The sequence below is a fragment of the Cecembia lonarensis LW9 genome, from assembly GCF_000298295.1.
GTDB lineage: Bacteria > Bacteroidota > Bacteroidia > Cytophagales > Cyclobacteriaceae > Cecembia > Cecembia lonarensis.
In genome coordinates this window covers 86362-105682 of sequence record NZ_AMGM01000004.1, presented here as the reverse complement: position 1 = coordinate 105682, position 19321 = coordinate 86362, and the positions used below count along the sequence as shown (strand labels likewise).

Annotated in this window: 13 protein-coding genes; 12 read left to right on the top strand and 1 reads right to left on the bottom strand. The window is 40.7% G+C overall.

Annotation, left to right across the window (positions count from 1 at the left end):
* Positions 1–155 precede the first annotated feature (155 nt).
* From B879_RS02355 to B879_RS02305, 11 genes are all read left to right on the top strand, one after another.
* Positions 156–1397 (top strand): BamA/TamA family outer membrane protein, encoded by a 1242-nt coding sequence (locus B879_RS02355; RefSeq protein ID WP_009183532.1) that lies wholly within the window; start codon positions 156–158, stop codon positions 1395–1397.
* Positions 1398–1454: 57 nt separating this feature from the next.
* The gene (locus B879_RS02350; RefSeq protein ID WP_238542065.1) at positions 1455–2354 is read left to right on the top strand and encodes a DUF2490 domain-containing protein; all 900 of its coding nucleotides are present in this window, start codon (positions 1455–1457) and stop codon (positions 2352–2354) included.
* Between the two features lie 296 nt (positions 2355–2650).
* The gene (locus B879_RS02345) at positions 2651–3817 is read left to right on the top strand and encodes a helix-turn-helix domain-containing protein (RefSeq protein WP_009183530.1); all 1167 of its coding nucleotides are present in this window, start codon (positions 2651–2653) and stop codon (positions 3815–3817) included.
* Positions 3818–4559: 742 nt separating this feature from the next.
* On the top strand, positions 4560–6017 hold the full coding sequence (locus tag B879_RS02340) for a DUF1254 domain-containing protein (RefSeq protein ID WP_238542064.1): 1458 nt from the start codon (positions 4560–4562) through the stop codon (positions 6015–6017).
* Between the two features lie 58 nt (positions 6018–6075).
* Positions 6076–7599 carry a DUF1254 domain-containing protein gene (locus B879_RS02335; RefSeq protein ID WP_009183528.1) on the top strand — a complete coding sequence of 508 codons (1524 nt, stop codon included), beginning with the start codon at positions 6076–6078 and terminating at the stop codon, positions 7597–7599.
* A gap of 109 nt (positions 7600–7708) precedes the next feature.
* A complete protein-coding gene (locus tag B879_RS02330; RefSeq protein WP_009183527.1) occupies positions 7709–7906 on the top strand; it encodes a hypothetical protein in 198 nt (65 codons plus the stop codon).
* Between the two features lie 350 nt (positions 7907–8256).
* Positions 8257–8874: an outer membrane beta-barrel protein gene (locus B879_RS02325; RefSeq protein WP_009183526.1), complete on the top strand. Its 618-nt coding sequence runs from the start codon at positions 8257–8259 to the stop codon at positions 8872–8874.
* Positions 8875–9253: 379 nt separating this feature from the next.
* Positions 9254–10009, top strand: a complete 756-nt coding sequence (locus tag B879_RS02320) for a DUF2490 domain-containing protein (protein ID WP_009183525.1) — start codon at positions 9254–9256, stop codon at positions 10007–10009.
* A gap of 128 nt (positions 10010–10137) precedes the next feature.
* On the top strand, positions 10138–10887 hold the full coding sequence (locus tag B879_RS02315; RefSeq protein WP_009183524.1) for a DUF2490 domain-containing protein: 750 nt from the start codon (positions 10138–10140) through the stop codon (positions 10885–10887).
* A 124-nt stretch (positions 10888–11011) separates the two neighbouring features.
* Positions 11012–13561 carry a glycogen/starch/alpha-glucan phosphorylase gene (locus tag B879_RS02310; RefSeq protein WP_009183523.1) on the top strand — a complete coding sequence of 850 codons (2550 nt, stop codon included), beginning with the start codon at positions 11012–11014 and terminating at the stop codon, positions 13559–13561.
* Between the two features lie 73 nt (positions 13562–13634).
* Positions 13635–14666: a zinc-dependent alcohol dehydrogenase family protein gene (locus B879_RS02305; RefSeq protein WP_009183522.1), complete on the top strand. Its 1032-nt coding sequence runs from the start codon at positions 13635–13637 to the stop codon at positions 14664–14666.
* 261 nt (positions 14667–14927) lie between these two features.
* Here B879_RS02305 and B879_RS22815 read toward each other — a convergent pair whose 3' ends face one another.
* A complete protein-coding gene (locus tag B879_RS22815) occupies positions 14928–15215 on the bottom strand; it encodes a hypothetical protein (protein ID WP_162136884.1) in 288 nt (95 codons plus the stop codon).
* Between B879_RS22815 and B879_RS21715 the strand changes: the two genes are divergently transcribed.
* Positions 15205–19311: a T9SS type B sorting domain-containing protein gene (locus B879_RS21715; RefSeq protein WP_162136883.1), complete on the top strand. Its 4107-nt coding sequence runs from the start codon at positions 15205–15207 to the stop codon at positions 19309–19311. The genes B879_RS22815 and B879_RS21715 overlap by 11 nt on opposite strands.
* Positions 19312–19321 lie beyond the last annotated feature (10 nt).

Below are 19321 nucleotides of genomic sequence, written 5' to 3'. Positions count from 1 at the left end.
AAGTGAATTTGTATGGATTCATACCAGTGATTGGCTTCTTTAAGCTATTCATTATTGCTTGCCATGATTTATCAAATTCGGGCAAGGAATAAGAAAAGTTGAATTCCAATTTCAGTACATTCGACTGTTAATAATTAGTTTATCCCAAGAAAATCATGAAAAGAAGCTTCGTTAACATATGGATATTTGGTTTACTGTTTTTATTACCATTTAGTATGATGGCCCAAGGAGAAAAGGAGCTTGGTGAATTAGACAAAGACAAGGAGGAAAAGAAAGTAGACATTAACATATTGCCTGTCGTTGCCACCAACCCCACCGTAGGTTTCCTTTTTGGAGTGCTGCCCGGCGTGAACTGGAACATGGGAACGGAGGAAACCACCAGAAACTCTACTGCTTTAATTGGGCTGTATTATACTACCCTCAATCAGCTCTTCACCTCGGTTCGTGCAAACGCCTTTTCTAAGGAAGATAAATTTAATTTTCTGACCGACATCCGCTTCAACCTGAATGCCCAGCCTACCTATGGTCTGGGCTCAATATTGGACAGGAGCACCATTGTGAGTGGCGAAGAAATACCATCTGACAATCCTTATCCTCCCTTTCAGCAGCAGGAAATGATGTACTTCAACAATTTCCGGCTATACCAAACTGTGCAAATGAGGCACAAGAAAACCAATCTTTTCTACGGGATAGGTTACCATTTAGATATTTTTTGGAGTATAGATGATCGGCAGTTGGATTTGGAGGCAATTCCACCAAGAATTACGCATCATTACCAATTTCAAAGTCGCAAAGGTCTTGATACTGAGCGGTATTCTCAGTCAGGCCTTTCTGCCAATGGTACCTTTGATAGCCGTGACAATGTGGTGAATCCTTATGAAGGACATTTGGCTGCATTCTCATTTAGGGCTTTTCCTGAATTTTTAGGCAGCACGACCAATGCTTCCCAACTATGGATGGAGTACCGTACCTATGTAAACTTAGTTGAATCCCGTCCAAGAAATGTATTGGCATTTTGGACCTTTGGATGGTTTGTTACTAGTGGTACTTCTCCCTATATGGCCCTTCCTGCCCTTGGATGGGACATGTTCGCCCGTTCGGGAAGGCCTTATACCCAGGGAAGGATAAGAGGTGAGGATCTTGTTTATGGAGAGGCGGAATGGCGATTTCCTTTACAAAAGACGAAGGATAAATGGGGAGGGGTGTTGTTCCTGAATGCCACTACAGCAAGTAGTAGAACTGAAAACATCAACGCGTTTGATAATTTTGTGTTAGGATATGGTGGAGGATTGAGGTTTAGTATCAATGAAAAGAAAAGAGTTAATCTAGGCCTTGACTATGGTTTTGGTGCTAATGGTGCACAAGGTTTGTTTGTCAACTTAAACGAATATTTTTAGGAATTTGGAAGTAAATTAATTGAGGAATACAATTATGGATTGATTAAGGTGGAAAAGGTGAAAAACAGACAAAGGTCTAGGTTCATTTCGTTTTTTTGGATTTCTATGTCAAGGCAGATCAACAATTTTGCAGCAGCAGTGGAGGCCAAAAACCTGAAAAGTACCATTATCAAATCGGACTGGAGGAAGTTTTTCCCTTTTTTTATGTTTATTTTTTTGGGAAATCCTGTTCAGGCCCAGTTTGCCAAACCCCAATGGTGGTTTACCTTCAATCAAACAGGAAGATTTGAAGACAGGTGGAGTTATGGTTTAGACCTCAACTACCGTACCACTGGACTTATTCCCCTGAATTCCAGCCTGACAGCGGCAAGGGCTGGCTTGAATTATCATACCAATACAGGTTTTAGAGTTACCGGAGGTTATGCCTGGTTTGGAACCTATGCTCCTGAAGCAGAGCAGACCTATTTAAATGAAAACAGGATCTACCAACAACTGCAATACTATCATAAGCGGGGAGACATAAATATTGTACACCGGCTTCGCATTGAGCAACGTTGGAGGGAGCAATTTATCAATGAAACCTTGGAAGAAACCATTTCAACCTTTACAAACAGGTACCGGTATCTGATCCAATTTGATGGAACTATTACTGATTATCCTGAAAGTAAAATTCGTTTGCGATGGCAGTTGGCCAATGAATTTTTTATCCATAACAAGGAAGAAATAGGCTTTATGCTTTTTGACCAAAACAGGACCTTGGCAGGAGTACTCATTTCTCCACCAGGCAATGCTAATTTGAGTGTTGCTTTATTGTATCAGTTGATTGTTCAGCAACAGCCATTTTTAAGGGAAACTTTTTTGATCAATTCTTTTAGGGTCACCATTTTTCAAACATTGGATTTCAGGAAGAAGAGGAAAATTAAGATTCAAGATGAAGAAATTTTGGTAATTGATTAATCCAAAAAAACACTTTCAAGCAAGCCTTTCAAGTTCATTTTTTTCTAATTTATTTAGCAACAGTTTGCATCTTTGCTGGAGGGACAATTTTTTACTACGGTTTTAAATATTCTTCTCCGAATCAGCCTTTGAAAAAGGATTTATTCTCTCGATAATTTTACTCATATTTCTTTCTTCTTTTAAGTATCGGGGTCAGCTTAAAAATGATACTCATTTACAAAACTTTTAATTTTCAAAAAATAATCCAAAATTGAGTTTTGGTGATTTCGCCATAATTTCTGATAAGGCCGGCAATCATGGAGATTCAATTTGATTTTATCACTTTTGTTCAATTGGTCGTAGTGGCCTTGGGGGTAATCTCTGCTTCCGTGATTTTTTATTTTGGAATCAAAAAAAATCCGGCCAATATTCCTCTGGGAATTGCCCAGTTGAATGCTTCTCTGGCAGTATGGGTAAGCTTCTCCCTGACTTCTCAGTTACTGATTTATTGGCCGGTTTTTTATAGAACCGGACAGATATTTGTCCTCATTTTTTGCGTAATGGCATTTTTGCATATCGACTTTTATACGAAAGGCCGGAAATGGAAATGGCTTGACCTGCTGCATGCCATCCCACTTTTAATTTATCTGGTTGATTATTGGGATGTTCTGACCTTGCCTACTGCCGAAAAGAAGGAGCTTATTCTTCTGGAAATTAGCGATTTGGCACGTTTTGCCCAGTTCAATCAAAGTAAATTTTTTGGGCCGAATTTCCATCATGAATTTAGGACCTTCATTTTTGGAATGTATTGGATTGCTCAAGTGTATGTGTTGGTAAAATGGGTAAGGCATCAAAGCACTTTGAACAAGCATCAAAAAATTTGGAAAAATTGGATAATTGTGTTTTTAGGTTGTCAATTTTTTATTTGGTTTCCTCATATGATCAGTATTTTTTGGTTGGATCAATTTACCTCTTACCAATTGGCCAATACCGTTTCTGCAATTTGGTTGTTGATTTTAATTTTCTCTCTCTTTTTTTATCCTTCATTGCTGTACGGAAAATCATTCAACAGAAACCTAAAAACTTCTAAGGCTTTGGATAAAACCCAAATGACAGAAGAAGATAAAAAATTGGAGGAAATAATTTTTATGATTGATAGAGAAGTCCAAAGAAATCAATTGTTTCTAAAACTGGGCTACAGCATTCATGATTTATCCAGAGATATCAATGTACCTGCCTATCAAATATCAAAAAGTCTCAATGCATTTAAAGGCTATGGTTTTATAGACTTTATCAATCAAAATCGTATCCAGTATTGTGCATCAAAGTTAAAAAGTGGTGATTGGCTCAACTATACACTAGAGGCAGTTGCCTTTGAATGTGGTTTCAGTAATAGAAATTCCTTTACCAAATCATTCAAAAAAGTCATGGGGGTTTCTCCCTCGGAATATAGATCTACTTTGGAGAAATCAATCCGAAAATAGAATAATATGTATATCCGCAATGACACCAATAACCAAATATAATATTTTCACCTCGACAAGCTCGGTGACCGGATTGCTAAATTAATGGAGATGGGGGGTTTTAGAAATGCGGCAAAGCCGCATTTCTTCCCTCCCACTAGTTTAAAACCAATACCCGATCCCAAGAACTATCGCGGAAGAGGCATAAAAATTGATAAGTGTAACATTCCGAGTATAGAAAATCGGCATTTACAGAAATGGGAATGACAGCAAAGTTAACCTGATTAGGCCTCGGCAAGCTCGGCCACCGGGCCTGTAATGTGGGGAGGTGGGGATTGGAAAAGGGGCGCCGCCCCTTTTCCAATCCCCACCCTAATTAACCATTTTCTCCGTTCCCCGAGCTTGCCGAGGGGCATTTTAGGATTATGTCAATGGTATGTACGAGGGATCTCCAGAGGTTCTATTTATGTTAAATCTATCATTAAATGAACCTCATGAGATGCTTCCTTACGTTCAGCATGACGACTGGTCCGAAATTCTGTCATTGGTAACAGACAGAAAAGTTATTTATGTAAAAAAAGAACTTTTACTTCCATTGACTGAGAATTAAACTTTGTTGTTAATAGAAGTGATGGAAGAAATCTAACTAATTATGGATTTTCTGCTTGCATTCTTTAGATAAATCGGCGCAATGAGCCCAAGAATGCCGAATTCATTTGGTTTAAATTTGAATGTATCCTAATGATTTGTTCAAATGAAAACTATGAAAATCTGTTACTTACCTTTTATTTTTTTGATCCTTTCGGCATTGACTAATTGTACGCCCAAGGAAAAGTCTCTTAATTCAGGCGAACTACAGGCATATCATACTATGTCCTTCTCTGAAATGGAGCAGCAGGTTATAAAGCACCGTGCCGTCGAGGCTATGATATGGGGTATGCCTGCGGTTAATCTAGACCTTATGTACCAGGCCATGCTCCGCGAGACCGCTTGCCGGGACAACCAGATGCTGTATTGGTCGGGCCTGCTTGATTGGAAAAACCAAACACTTACGCCCAATACCGATGTCATCTATTTCACACCTTATTTTGATACGAAAGAAGTGGGGCCAGTGGTCTTAGAGATACCCCCGGCTGATGGCGGTGCAATTGTTGGGACTATCATGGATGCCTGGCAGATGCCGCTTGAAGATATCGGCCCGGCAGGTGCCGACGGGGGTAAGGGAGGTAAGTACCTCATTCTGCCTCCAGGGTATTCAGGCAATTTGCCCTCAGGATATATTGTTCTTCCATCGCTGACCTACAAGGGGTACGCTCTTATCCGTTCTGTACTAAAAAGTGGCAGTGAAGAAGACCTTGCCAAGGCAGTGGAATACGGAAAGCGAATGAAGATATATCCCTTGTCGCAGGCACAGGCTCCTCCGGCCACCGTTTATGTGGATGCGGCGGGCGTGCTTTATGATGCAACCATTCAGTATGATATCCGCTTTTTTGAGTCGCTTAACCGCATAGTTCAGTACGAACCCTGGCTAGAGCGTGACCGGACTATGATTGATAAATTGCGTATGATCGGCATTGAAAAAGGAAAGCCATTCGCACCGGACGCGGAGCACGCCCAATTGCTCAATGAGGCAGCCGGGCAGGGGTTTACGTTTATTGACGGGATGTATAAGGAAGTGGTGAAGGGCGGAGCATTTGCAGAGGGCAGTAGGTGGTCATTCCCCCAGTCAATTGCCATGGTGTTCAAAGCATCACAGGACCAATTCAAAGACCCGAACCTCTATCCGGTGGATGCCAGGGGCCTGTTGTTCTCCTTCATCTTCTTTACACCCAAACGCATGGGTGAAGGTCAGTTCTACCTCATGGCACTCGTGGATAAGGAGGGCCAGCTCTTAGACGGTGGTAAGACCTATAAGCTGAACGTTCCGGCAAATGCCCCAGTTCGGCAATACTGGTCGGCTACGCTCTACGACCTGAGGACACACGCTCTTATCCGTGAGATGTCCCACGCGGGACGTTCCTCCCAGAGTCCTGGTCTTCAGGTGAATGAGGACGGATCGGTGGATCTGTATTTCGGACCGAAAGCCCCAGAGGGCAAAGAGTCTAATTGGACCCCTACGGACCCTAAGGGAAAATTCGAGATACTGTTCCGGTTCTATGGACCGCTTCCTGAACTGTTTGACAAGAGTTGGGTATTACCAGATATCGAACCTGTGAATTGAGCATTTCTATAAAAATAAACTTATTGTATTGAATCATTTTCAATTAAAATTATCCAAAATGAAAACCAACAAATTTCTTTCCTTATCCATTTTGGCCTTGCTTGTTTTTACTACTGCCAATAATACTTTTGCGCAAAGAAAATCACGTACCGCACAAAGCATTTCTGTCCCATTAGAAAACGCCACATTGGTAGGTGACGAAAAAATCACAACCCCTTATGGTGTGATGGAACTGCAGCATAATTATCTGACAGATGAAAGCTCCCAAAAGCTTTTTGATGCCATGGACCTTCAACGTGCTTCTCAGGCTTATATGTGGTCAACACCTTTGGTCAGTTTTGTAACCTGGCGTGAAGAGCAGAACAAACACTACGGTCCCAACGCAAGGGGTACCTTTGCGGTCTTTGTAAGTTTCAGAGAGAAGCAGGGAATCGTCACAGCTAATCTGACAACGCCTTATTTTATATCCTTCGAAAACCTTTCAAAAGGCCCGCTTCAAATTGAGTACCCGGCCGGCATGACAGCAGGTGCAGCACTGGATTTTTGGCAACGTCCGATTGCCGATCTAGGGCTTACCGGACCGGATAGGGGCGAAGGAGGAACTTATATCATTGTCGGGCCGGAAGATGACCCAAAAAAGTATGAGAAAAGGGGAGTTTTTGTGGTTCAGTCTGCCACAAATAACATCATGTGGGGATTCCGTATTCTGGATACTGCCCCGGAATTTAAAAGTAATTTCGTAAAGGCCTTGAAAGTTTCTGCCCTTGGTGGGCAGCCTGTGCAGAATAAACTGATCGAGGGTTTGGATAAAGAATGGTCTGCTACGGCTTACCGTGGAATGGACTATTGGAAAGCCCTGCACGATGTCATCAACCAGGAGCCGGTGCGTGAGCAGGATAAAGTGTGGATGGCCATGATCGAGCCCCTCGGAATTGTAAAAGGTAAACCATTTAATCCGGATGCACGGCAAACGAAAATCCTGATGGAAGGAGCCGCGCTGGGCGAATTGATGGCCAGAAATCTCCAGATAAATCCACGATTTACTGAACCATATTGGCCGGGTACCCAGTGGTACAAGAGTATTGATTTTTCGATTCCACAGATTAACTACGACAAGGTTGAGCTTGATGAGCGAACGGTATGGTTTTATGAAGCCGTTACCAGCAGTGAAGGGATGGTGAACCCATATGTTGGTAAAGGTCAAATTTATATGACTGCAAAGCGTGATAGCAAAGGGAAACTGCTGAGGGCAGATAAGACATACAGGCTTCGGATACCGGCAGATGTTCCTACTGCCCAATTCTGGTCGGTGGATTTGTATAGTGAAGATACAAGAAGACACTATGAAAGCGATGGGACAGTACGTTCTGTTGCCATCAACAGCCGTATGCAGGACATCAAACGCAATCCCGATGGATCCGTTGACCTGTACATTGGGGCTAAAGCACCGGCAGGTTATGAAAGCAATTACATGAAGACAGTGGGCACCGATGGCTGGTTTGTGTACTTCCGCTTGTATGCACCACTGGAGCCTTTCTTTGACAAGACATTCAGTCTGCCTGATTTTGAGGAGATTAACTAAAATAATTAGCCCGCCCTGCTAAAATTGGGCGGGCTATTACTATTAATGTAGTCAAAAAAAGTTTATATTATTTTTTTTCAAACCTTTACCGCTAACAATAAGTGAAAGCATGAAATTTCCTTTGCAAGTAATCATTGCTATAGCTTTTGCACTGCTAACCATAACGCGTGGCCAAGCCAAAGTTGCTCCGGAAAATTCTCCCCGATTGGTCTTACAGATAACGGTTGACCAACTCCGTGGGGATATGCCCGTCCCAATATATCAGGATAAAAGCACCTTCTGGCGCAACAGGTTCGCCACTTATTGAAGTACTCAAAAGGTAATTTATTGGAATTAATTTTATCAAGTATTTCCTAGCCTTTTGAATGGCTCTATTTGGTCTTTGGCTTTTGGAGATATCCTCTAAAATGCATTTCTACCGGAAAATGAAAAAATTCAACTACTTACCATTTACCTTAATCGATTTTCAAAAAGTCCTTATACGCAAATATTCCTTCAATCTTTGCAAATTACCAAACTACATGGCCTAGGCTAAGCTTTTTTGTCAAGATGAATATGCATTCCTTTGTTTGCCATTAAATTAAATAAAAGCTTATAAAGCTTGGGCTTCTTTTTAATAATCGAAATAGAAACTAATTAATTAAACTTACTATAAATATGAAAAGAGTTTTAGTTGTTTTGTTTTTGTCACTAATATCATGCGTTGATCTGTTGGCTCAAGGGGTTGAAATCACTCCATTTACAGGATACACCTTTCAATCAAGCTTTAATATAGTCGGCGGAAGAGCAATAATACGGGATGGACAGAATTGGGGAGGGATGCTTGGGTTTTCTTTGAATGAATTCGCCGAAGTGGAGCTTGGGTACAGCTATTTGGGCACTAATGCTGTTGCAAGGTCTAGGGACTTACAAAATGATGTGGATGAAAGGGCACAAGTTCATTATGCAACCGTTGGAGTCAATAGATTAATTCCCAGATCTGAAAAAGTGACTTTGTTTGCCGGAGGTAAATTGGGAACCGGTACTTTAGCTTTTCCTGAAGCTAATATTCGGAATATCACAAGATTTTCTGTTGGCTTTCAAGGTGGTGTTAAAATATTTCCTACTGAAAATATTGGTATAAGAATGCAGGCCAATTTAATGGTCCCGATTATGGGTGTAGGAACTAGTTTATGGTGGAGTCCGGGACAAGGTACGCAAGTTGGTTTGACTGGATGGTCGCCAATTGCTCAATTTGGCTTTACCGGAGGTTTAATATTCAGATTGCCTGGATAATTCGTTAATTTTGGGCTTATTGAAAAAAGGTTTGATTAAGTGGACAAACCTATTTTTTATAGGCTATTATTTTGCTTATAAGCTTGATTTAATTTTTTGTCATTACGGGCATAAATAGATCAAAGCATCTGTCCCAACTTATCCATTTTAGCTTTTAAGTCTAAGATGGCTTTACTTGATCGGTCATCCCTTTCTTCTAGTCGAACGGTGGATTTCATTTCTGTTTCGTACCTGATTCCCGGCAGAATCCATGAAGCATAGCCGCTAAACGGATCAGTTTGGGATTGAGCTTCAGTATTTTATCCAGATTTCTTTGGAAATTCTTAAATCCACTTAAACTTCAAATTTGTATGTTTACGATTTGGTTTTAAAAAATAAGATGCGTTATCTAAAGATTTTAATTTTTAGTTTTCTATTTCATTCGGGATTTGCCCAACAGGATTTCACCTTTATTAATGAAACTTGGTGGGGAGTAATGACCTCTGTACAGGTTTCAGAAAAGTTTGCAGTTTGGAACGATACCCATTTTGTAGACGAACTCTTTTTTATTTACAGAACGGGTCTGACTTACCATCCTAAAAATGACAATTTTGTAACCACTGTTGGTTATGGTTTTTTAAGATTAGGAGCACCAAATTCAGAAGGAAGGTTGGTCAGACCGGAACATAGGCCTTGGATGCAGACCATATACAGGGTACCCTCCACAAAAAAACTGAGCACCAGTTTCAGGTTCAGATATGACGCCCGCTTTATTCAAAACCTGGAATCAGGAGATCTTGCAGATGGTTTTTCTTTTAATCACAGATGGCGTTTTAACAATAGCTTAAGGTATGCTTGGGGAAATGTGATCAGCGAAAATACCCGGTTTACCACCACTATGCTCAATGAAGCTTTGTTCAGAACCGGTCCAGGTCCAAATGGGGTAAGACATGAGCACAGAACATTCTTTTTGAGCCAGCTGGGCAAAGGAAATTTTATTTATTCTTTAGGATATGTGATCAGGTATATCAATACCAGTCCGACAGTGGCAAGAATCAATCATGGTCCCGTGTTCTGGGTAACCATTAACCTGAATTTAATGAAAGGCAAACAACTTCCGACTTTTATAGAATATCCCAGCGACCATGTGGATTAATTGACTTTAATAATTGTTGGCTAATAGTCAGGAAGCTACTTCATTTTATTTTTTGATTGATATTTTTGTCAATTTACAATTAACCCTTTTCTTTACTTTAGAAATCATCGACAAGATTTGTCTGGATCATGAAGGTTTTTTTTGTATTCATTTCTACACTTTTAGTTTTCCCATTTTTTGCCAATGGACAGGCCCAAGTGAGGTCAGAGACTTGGTGGGGCTTGATGACCTCAGGGCAAATTGCGGAAAGATGGTCTTTTTGGATGGATACGCATTATGTTCCTGAAATTTTCCTGATTGTGCGCTCTGGACTTACCTACCATACCCCCAGTGATAACTTCAACTTTACGGCAGGTTATGCCCATTTGGGTTTGACGACACCATTTTCGGAAGGCAGGCTTATCCGGCCTGAAAGAAGACCTTGGGGCCAAATTATTTTCAGGGTTCCAGGGGCTACCAGGTACGGGGTAAGTTTCAGATTCAGGTATGATGCCAGATTTCGCAATCAGTTTGATAGTGAATCCCTGTTGGATGGCTATGATTTAAACCACCGCTTCCGATTTAATTCAGCCATCCGCTACAACATTGGCCATTCTGAAAAATTGCAAGCTGCATTTTCATTCAGCATGGTGAATGAAACCCTATTAACACGAGGCCCTGCAATTGCGGATATTCCTTATGAGCACCGGATTTTTTTCCTTGCAGGAATGCAGCGAGGTACAACTACCATATCACCAGGATACCATTTGCGCTTTCAAAGTACTGCTTCTGGACAGGTCAGAATTTTGCAGGGTTTTGTACTTTGGATCAACCTCAATTATCGCTTTAAAGATTTCAAAAGACATTTGCTCAGGGAGTTTCCGGCAGACAAAATCTAAATGCCTTTCCATTATTTCTTTGGCCCTAAGGTTGGAGAAATCATGTAATCTTTAATTGCTGGTTTTTTAATGCCTTATCTTTTCTATAACTTTCAATCCTCAAACCAATTAAGCTTAATAAAAAATGAATAATGATAAGCAAAAGGATCCTTTGACTGATAAAGTTGAGGAAAAAGAAACTGTGAAATCTGAGAATAAAGAAGTTTTGATCCAAGATGCCAGGACTGGACTTACTGTGGAAGCCTTAAAAAAGGCTATTTTGAACAATCTTTTTTACGTGCAGGGAAAATATCCAGAAATAGCCACCCGTAATGATTACTATATGGCGCTGTCTTTTGCTGTAAGGGACAGACTACTCCAAAGATGGACGTCCTCTGTAAAACAATATCTTGAGGGGAAAAACAGGGTAGTGTCTTACCTTTCAGCGGAATACTTATTAGGTCCGCATTTGGCCAATAATCTGATCAATCTTGGGATTTATAAGGAAATGGAACAGGCAACCCAAGAACTGGGTGTCAATCTGCAGTGGTTGATAGATAAAGAAGTGGAGCCTGGCCTTGGCAATGGCGGTTTGGGTAGGTTGGCGGCTTGCTATATGGATTCCCTGGCCACTTTGGAAGTGCCTGCTATCGGATATGGCATCAGGTATCAGTTTGGTATTTTTGAACAGGATATCAGGGATGGCTGGCAAGTGGAAGACACGGACAATTGGTTACGTCGTGGCAATCCATGGGAAATCGCAAGAAGAGAGCTCAATTACGAGGTTAAACTTGGAGGTTATGTGCAGCATTACATGGACAGGGATGGCAGATACAGAAGCAATTGGATGCCGGAATTGACCGTTAAAGGTGTGGCCTATGATACGCCCATCCTAGGATATAAAGTAAATACCTGTAATGCCCTTCGTCTCTGGAAATCAGAAGCACCTAAGTCTTTTGATTTTCAGTCTTTTAACTCTGGGGATTATAACCATGCGGTCAACCAAAAAATTATCTGCGAAAACATAAGTAAGGTCCTCTATCCTAATGATGAAACCATCAGTGGAAAGATCCTTCGCTTGCAGCAGCAATATTTCTTCGTTTCCTGTTCCCTTCAGGACATGATCGGGATTCATCTGAGGCAAGGAGAGAAAATCGAGGATTTCAATGTGACCTTTGCGGTCCAATTGAATGATACACACCCTGCGATTGCGATTGCCGAAATGATGCGCCTGCTTTTGGATGAACATGACTTGGAATGGGTAGATGCATGGAGGGTTACCACCAGAACTTTTGCTTATACCAATCATACGCTGCTTCCCGAGGCTTTGGAAACCTGGGACCTGGAACTTTTCGGTTCTGTGTTACCAAGACATTTAGAATTGATTTATGAAATCAACAAAAGGTTTTTGGATGAAGTAACCATCAAAGTATATGGTGACCATCAAAAGATCAGTAGCCTTTCCATCATTGGGGAAGGTCCGAGGAAATTCATTAAAATGGCCAATTTGGCCTGTGTAGGAAGTTTTGCGATCAATGGTGTCGCTGCCCTGCATTCAGACCTGTTGAAAAAGACCGTTTTAAAGGACTGGTATGCCTACAGTCCGGAAAAATTCAGCAATAAAACCAATGGGGTTACCCCAAGGAGATGGATGGTACTGAGTAATCCAAAGCTTACAGCCCTCATCTCTGAAAAAATTGGGGAAAATTGGATCAAACATCTGGATGAACTGAAAAATTTGGAACAGTATGCCGATGATCCTGAATTCCAAAAATCATGGATGCAAGTCAAATTAGAAATGAAACAGGAGCTGGCCAAACGGATATTGGGTAAAACAGGTGTCAAAGTTGACCCCGAGTCAATGTTTGATATCCAGGTAAAAAGGATCCACGAATACAAGCGACAGCACCTAAATGTGCTTCATCTGATCACCTTGTACAATAGGTTGAAGCAGAATCCTAAAATGGATATGGTACCCCGAACCTTCATTTTTGCCGGTAAAGCGGCTCCGGGTTATAAAATGGCCAAACTGATCATTAAGCTGATTACCTCTGTAGGTGACTTGGTCAATAATGACCCTGATGTCAACCACCGTTTAAAGGTGGTTTTCTATCCCAATTACAATGTGACCAATGCCCAGCGTATTTATCCTGCAGCGGATCTTTCTGAACAGATATCTACCGCTGGAAAGGAGGCTTCCGGAACAGGCAATATGAAATTGTCCATGAATGGTGCCTTGACCATAGGTACATTGGATGGTGCCAATGTAGAGATCAGAGAAGTCGTGGGTGAGGAAAATTTCTTCCTTTTTGGATTGACTGCAGAAGAAGTTACCCAGAAAAGGAATGAGGGCTATGACCCTTACACTTATTATAAAAGTAACAAAGAACTTAAACTGGCCATTGATCAAATTGCTTCAGGCTATTTCTCTCACCTGGACGATAAAATCTTTAAAGATTTGGTCAATAACCTCATTTATCATGATCCTTTCTTGGTACTGGCAGATTATGAATCCTATGTTGCCTGTCAGGACAAAGTTTCTGAAGCATTCAGGGATAAGGCAGCATGGGCGAGAATGTCTATCTTGAATACGGCAAGAATGGGTAAATTCTCCAGTGATAGAAGTATCCGAGAGTATTGTGATGACATTTGGAAAGTGAAGTCTGTTCCTGTGCATTTGAACGGAGATTCTTAAAGGCTAATATTACTTGAGTAAGGTCTAAACGCCGAATCTTTTGTAAATTAAGCTTTCAATAGTTGTTCCCATAATGAAGGCTTGGTTACTCAATGGCGTTTCGGATTTGTCACAAACCAATTGTCCCTTGGTATTGGGAGAAATTCTGCTTCCAGTACCCAAGGGATATCAGGTTTTGATTAAGGTCTCTTGTTGTGGAATTTGCCATACAGAGCTTGATGAGATTGAAGGTAGGACAGCACCTCCTGTATATCCAGTGGTTCCCGGTCATCAAGTTGTCGGTACCGTAACTCAAAAAGGTGAAAATTCTTATAGGTTCAAAATCGGAGACAGGGTAGGAGTGGCCTGGATTTTTTCAGCATGTGGGGACTGTGAATATTGCTTAAATGGCATGGAAAACCTTTGTTCTTCCTTTAAGGCCACAGGCAGAGATGCCCACGGAGGTTATGCAGAATACATGCTAATCGATGAGCATTTTGCGTTTTTGTTACCTCCAACATTGAGTGATTTTGAAATTGCCCCTTTGCTTTGCGCGGGAGCAATAGGTTATAGGTCGCTCATGTTAACAGGATTGACCAATGGTCAATTTTTGGGACTTACGGGTTTTGGAGCCTCTGGCCATCTGGTGCTTAAAATGGCCAAATACCTCTATCCCAAATCGTCGATTTTTGTTTTTGCCCGCAGTAAAGAGGAGCAAAAATTTGCCCTTGAACTGGGTGCAGATTGGGCTGGGGATGTAGAAGCAGCACCTTCCCAATCATTACATGCTGTAATTGACACTACACCAGTTTGGAAAACTGTTTTAAGTGCTTTGTCACACCTGAGGCCAGGAGGAAGATTGGTCATCAATGCCATCAGAAAGGAATCTTCAGATCAAGAGGAGTGGCTGAAGCTCAACTATGAAAAGCAACTATGGATGGAAAAAGAAATCAAATCTGTGGCCAATATCTGTAGAAAAGATGTGGAAGAATTTTTGGACTTAGCTGCTAAAGTCCCTATTAAACCTGAAGTAGAAATTTACCCTTTTGAAAAAGCAAATGAAGCTTTGTTGGACCTTAAAATGCGACATATCAAAGGGGCAAAAGTGCTGGATAACAAAATTTAAATGGCGATTTCGCATTTATTAAAATCCTTTTTCGATAATCAATTTAATTACACTGATATCCCGCACTTGACACAAAATGATCTAAACTTCCTATTTTTTGATTAAAAAGAGGTGGTAAGTTACATTTCTTGATGAGGTATTTTTTTTCAAAGAAACATATAAAATCTAAAAAAGTGATTATTAATTACAAAAAACATAACAGAAGATACTTTCGAAAAATAGACAATTTTTAAATGAAAAATTTTTAATTTCTAATTTTTATTAAATAAATAAAATATTATTACATTTATACCATATTTTTCTGATTCTAGTAGACGGAATATTTGTACAAGTAATCAAAATGATTTTATCGAACTTTTTTTTAAAAGGAAAAATTTGGCAAATTATTGCTTTAGAGCTTAAGGTAAAATTTTGCATCCTAATTTTTATTCCTTTTTTAGTCATATCCTCAAATGCCCAAACACAACCTCCGAGTATCATCTCAGGGGTCACCTTCCAATGGGATGGTCCCCAAGCCACCTCTTCTTCACCGGCCAACTTGGTATCCATCACGGTGGACGATAAGGTATTTGATCAATTTTCGTTTCCGGACAGGTACGAGCTTACCCGTTTAGGAAATAGTGGGCACATTCAAAATAGATTAAATGAAAATGGTGTTTTAATTGAAAAAGCGAGTGACAGTCCAACTTGGAATGCCAATGCCTTAGCTGCTTTTTCCAGTGCCAACTTAAATTTCATTTTTGAGTCTGAAGGCAATGGACGAAACTTCTGTAGTGATTTTGACTTGGCATTGACCACGGATGCCCAGGTACAATCATTATATTATGATCAGCTGCAAATTGTCAATGAGGAAGGCATCATTGCAATTACTACAAGAAACGGTAATAGCTGTATCTATGTTGAAGTTTTGGGATCGGAGTATTTTGGAGGGCCTGAAGTAGTTTTGAGAAGGTTTTTTGCCAGGCCGGGACCTTCCATTTTTGGAGATTCATTTGGCCCCCCTGCTGTTGGGGCAGATTATTGGAGGTCAGGAAGAGTTAACGCCAATGATGGGAATATTGGAGTTGCACTGTTCAGACTGGATGAAGTGGCTCCTTTGGGCGCTTATATTTCCGGTGTAAGGTATGTAGGAGCTTCAAATAACCATGGAGATGGGAAAGTGTTTTTAATCAGGACTTCATCTATTGACCTAAGTGTAAAAAAAGCGGTCAATAACCCTGTTCCGAACCGTGGTGAAATGATTACCATTACCACAACAGCCATTAATAATGGACCTTTGAGTGCTACCGGCGTTCAGGTAAAAGAAACATTGGGTTCTGGTTATGTGGTAGTAAATGCCACCGCTTCTTTAGGTAGTTATAACAGTTTTACAGGCATTTGGAATATCGGTGCATTGGCTTATAACCACACAGCGACATTAAACATACAGGTGATTGTGGATGAGACGGGGGATTATTTCAGCACGGCAGAAATTTCTCCTACTTCAAATGATCCTAACCTGGAAAATAACACCTCTTCCATTTCAGCTGGACCTGCCAACTTAATTGAGGCCAATGATCTGGCCATTGTGAGTACCGCTAATAATTTGAATGCCGGAAATATTTTAAGCAACGATTTAATCAATGGAAATGGAATCTCTATTAGTGATGTAAATATCACTGCTTTAAGTTCTTCCAATGCTTTGGTTACTGTTGACTTTGAAACAGGAGATATTATTGTAGGTGCTGTCCCCAGTGGTATTTACACCATTGAATACACCATCTGTGAGGAAGGTACTGACACCCCGAATTCAAATTGTTCCTCTGCGGTAGTGACTGTTGAAATCCAGAATGTGATTCAAGCCAATGATGATCATATTAAAAGCCTAGCCAATAATCCTGAAGCAGGAAATATATTTGCTGACAATGGAAATGGGGAAGATACCATCAATGGCGAGGCAATAGGCATCGAGCAGGTTAGCATTACTAATGTGGTTTCTTCCAACCCTCTGATAAGCATTGATTTCAATAGTGGAAATATTTCTCTTGGGGGCGTTTCTGTGGGGACCTTCACGCTGGAATACACCATTTGTGAGAAAGGAACAGATCCGGAAAATTCAAATTGTTCTACTGCTACAGTGACAGTTGTTGTTCTAAGGGAAATCATGGCCAATGATGATTTCATAAGCAGTAGTGGAAAGAATTCTAATGCGGGCAATATTTTTCTGGATAATGGAAATGGTGAAGATTTACTAGGAGGAGAACCAGCAGGTATCGATAATGTAAACATTGTATCCGTAAGTCCATCAAGTCCATTGGTAACCGTTGATACTGAAACTGGAAACATTACTGTTGGGGATGTTCCTAGTGGTATATACACCATTGCCTATACGATTTGTGAAAAAGGTACGGATACGCCAAATTCCAATTGTTCATCAGCAATGGTTACTGTAGAAGTATTAAATCCTATCCTAGCCAATGATGATGAGATAAGCAGTACCTCCAACAACCCATCTGCTGGAAATATATTTGAAAATAATGGTAATGGAGAGGACCTATTCAATGGAGAAACTGCCAGTTTAGATAAAGTCCTTATTCAGTCTGTGACACCTCAAAATCCTTTGGTGACTGTTGAGAGTGAAACTGGAAAGATTAGTATTGGAGCTGTTCCAAGTGGGATTTACACCATTACCTACACGATTTGTGAAAAAGGTACAGAGACTCCAGAAAGTAATTGTTCTACAGCCACTGTAACAGTGGAGGTCCAAAACTCCATTGAAGCTAAAGATGATTTCATCATTGGAGCTCCAAATAATCCCAATGCAGGAAATGTTTTGGAGGATAATGGTAATGGACCAGATACTTTTAATGCTGCCCCTGCCACTTTGACTCAGGTCAAAATAGCTTCAATGAGCACTACTCACCCTGAGGTCACTATCGATTCTGCTTCTGGAACCATTAGAGTGGGTAATGTGAGCAGTGGACAGTATATCATTAACTATAGCATCTGTGAAATAGGAACGGAATCTCCGGAAAGCAATTGCGCCATAGCGACAGTAACTGTTATTGTTCAAAACATGGTAATTGCCAATGATGATACAGTCATTAGTACATCCAATAATGCCATAGCAGCTAATGTTTTGGAAGACAATGGTAATGGACCGGATACTTTTAATGGGGAGCCCGTAACCTTGCAGCAGGTAAGTATTACCGGTATCACTCCCTCTGACCCAGAAGTCACTATTGATCCTGTTACTGGAAATGTCATCGTAGGGGACGTTAGCAACGGTGCTTATGAAGTTCAGTATTCCATTTGTGAGAATGGAGCAGACCCCGCCAATTGTGATTCGGCCTTGGTAAGGGTCATGGTTGAGAACGAGGTTATAGTGATTGAAGCAAATGATGATCAAGTCCAACAGGTTCCGGGGATTACCGGTGCAAGTAATGTGATCAATGTATTTGACAATGACTTGCTCAATGGAAATCCAATCAAATCAGAAGAAGTGGTCTTATTGGTTGGGGAAAGCCCAGTTATGGAACCAATTTTATTTGTGGATTCGGAAAATAACCCAGCATCCAAAGTGGTGCTGAATCCTGATGGAAGTGTGGATGTGGCTCCGAATACAGAGGCAGGCACCTATAAATTAGTTTATACCATTTGTTCTTCCCAGGATCCTACAGTATGTGATGCGGCCACGGTTACCATTGTTGTCAATGTTTCTTCTATTAAAGCCAACGATGATAATTATGGACCATTTAACGGTATCTCAGGAGCTACCTTCGGAAATGTCCTTGAAAATGATTCCATTAATGGATTACCGGTTAAATTATCAGACATCCTTTTGACCTATATCAGTGGAAGTCCGGAATTGACCCTGAATGAAGATGCTTCTATTACTTTAGCTCCCAACACTCCTTCTGGTGAATACATACTTATGTACAGGATATGCGATGTGTCTGATCCCGACAATTGTGATATGGCTTTCGTGAATGTTATTGCAGTAGGGGAAGTGGACCTTGCCATAGAGAAAACTTCTAATGATATAGCAATATGGGGTTTGGAGGTGTTTGATTATTTCATCAGGGTTTCAAATTTAAGTGTGGCTGATGCCTCTAATGTGAGGGTGGAAGATCTGCTTCCTGAAGGAATTGTTTTCGAGTCCCAAGAAGTAATTAGTTCAATTTCAACTTTGGAGGTCAATTTTGACAGGCAGGAAAACAAATTGGTGTGGAATCTCCCACTTTTACCTGCCAAGGCATCAGTAGATATCAGATTAAGCGTATTGGCTGAAAATAATAACAGCACCAGGCCAATTCCTATCATTAATAATGTTACAGTGGCAGCAGAAGAGCCTGAATTGAACACAGAAAATAACAGCGCTACCGACATCAATGCCATTAATCCTTTCTTTATCCCCAATGTCATCACTCCCAATGGCAATGGCTTTAACGATACCTTCGAAATTGTGGGTATAGATAAATTTGTCAAAAATGATATCGTCATTTTCAACAGGTTTGGGGACCATATTTTCAAAACTGAAAATTATCAAAATGATTGGGATGCCCCAGGATTGGTGGCAGGTACCTACTTCTACTTATTTAGAGGGGAAGATAGGCAAGGTCAAAAGCAGGAATTTAAAGGATGGATACAAGTGATTAAAAAGTGAGGGTTTGATT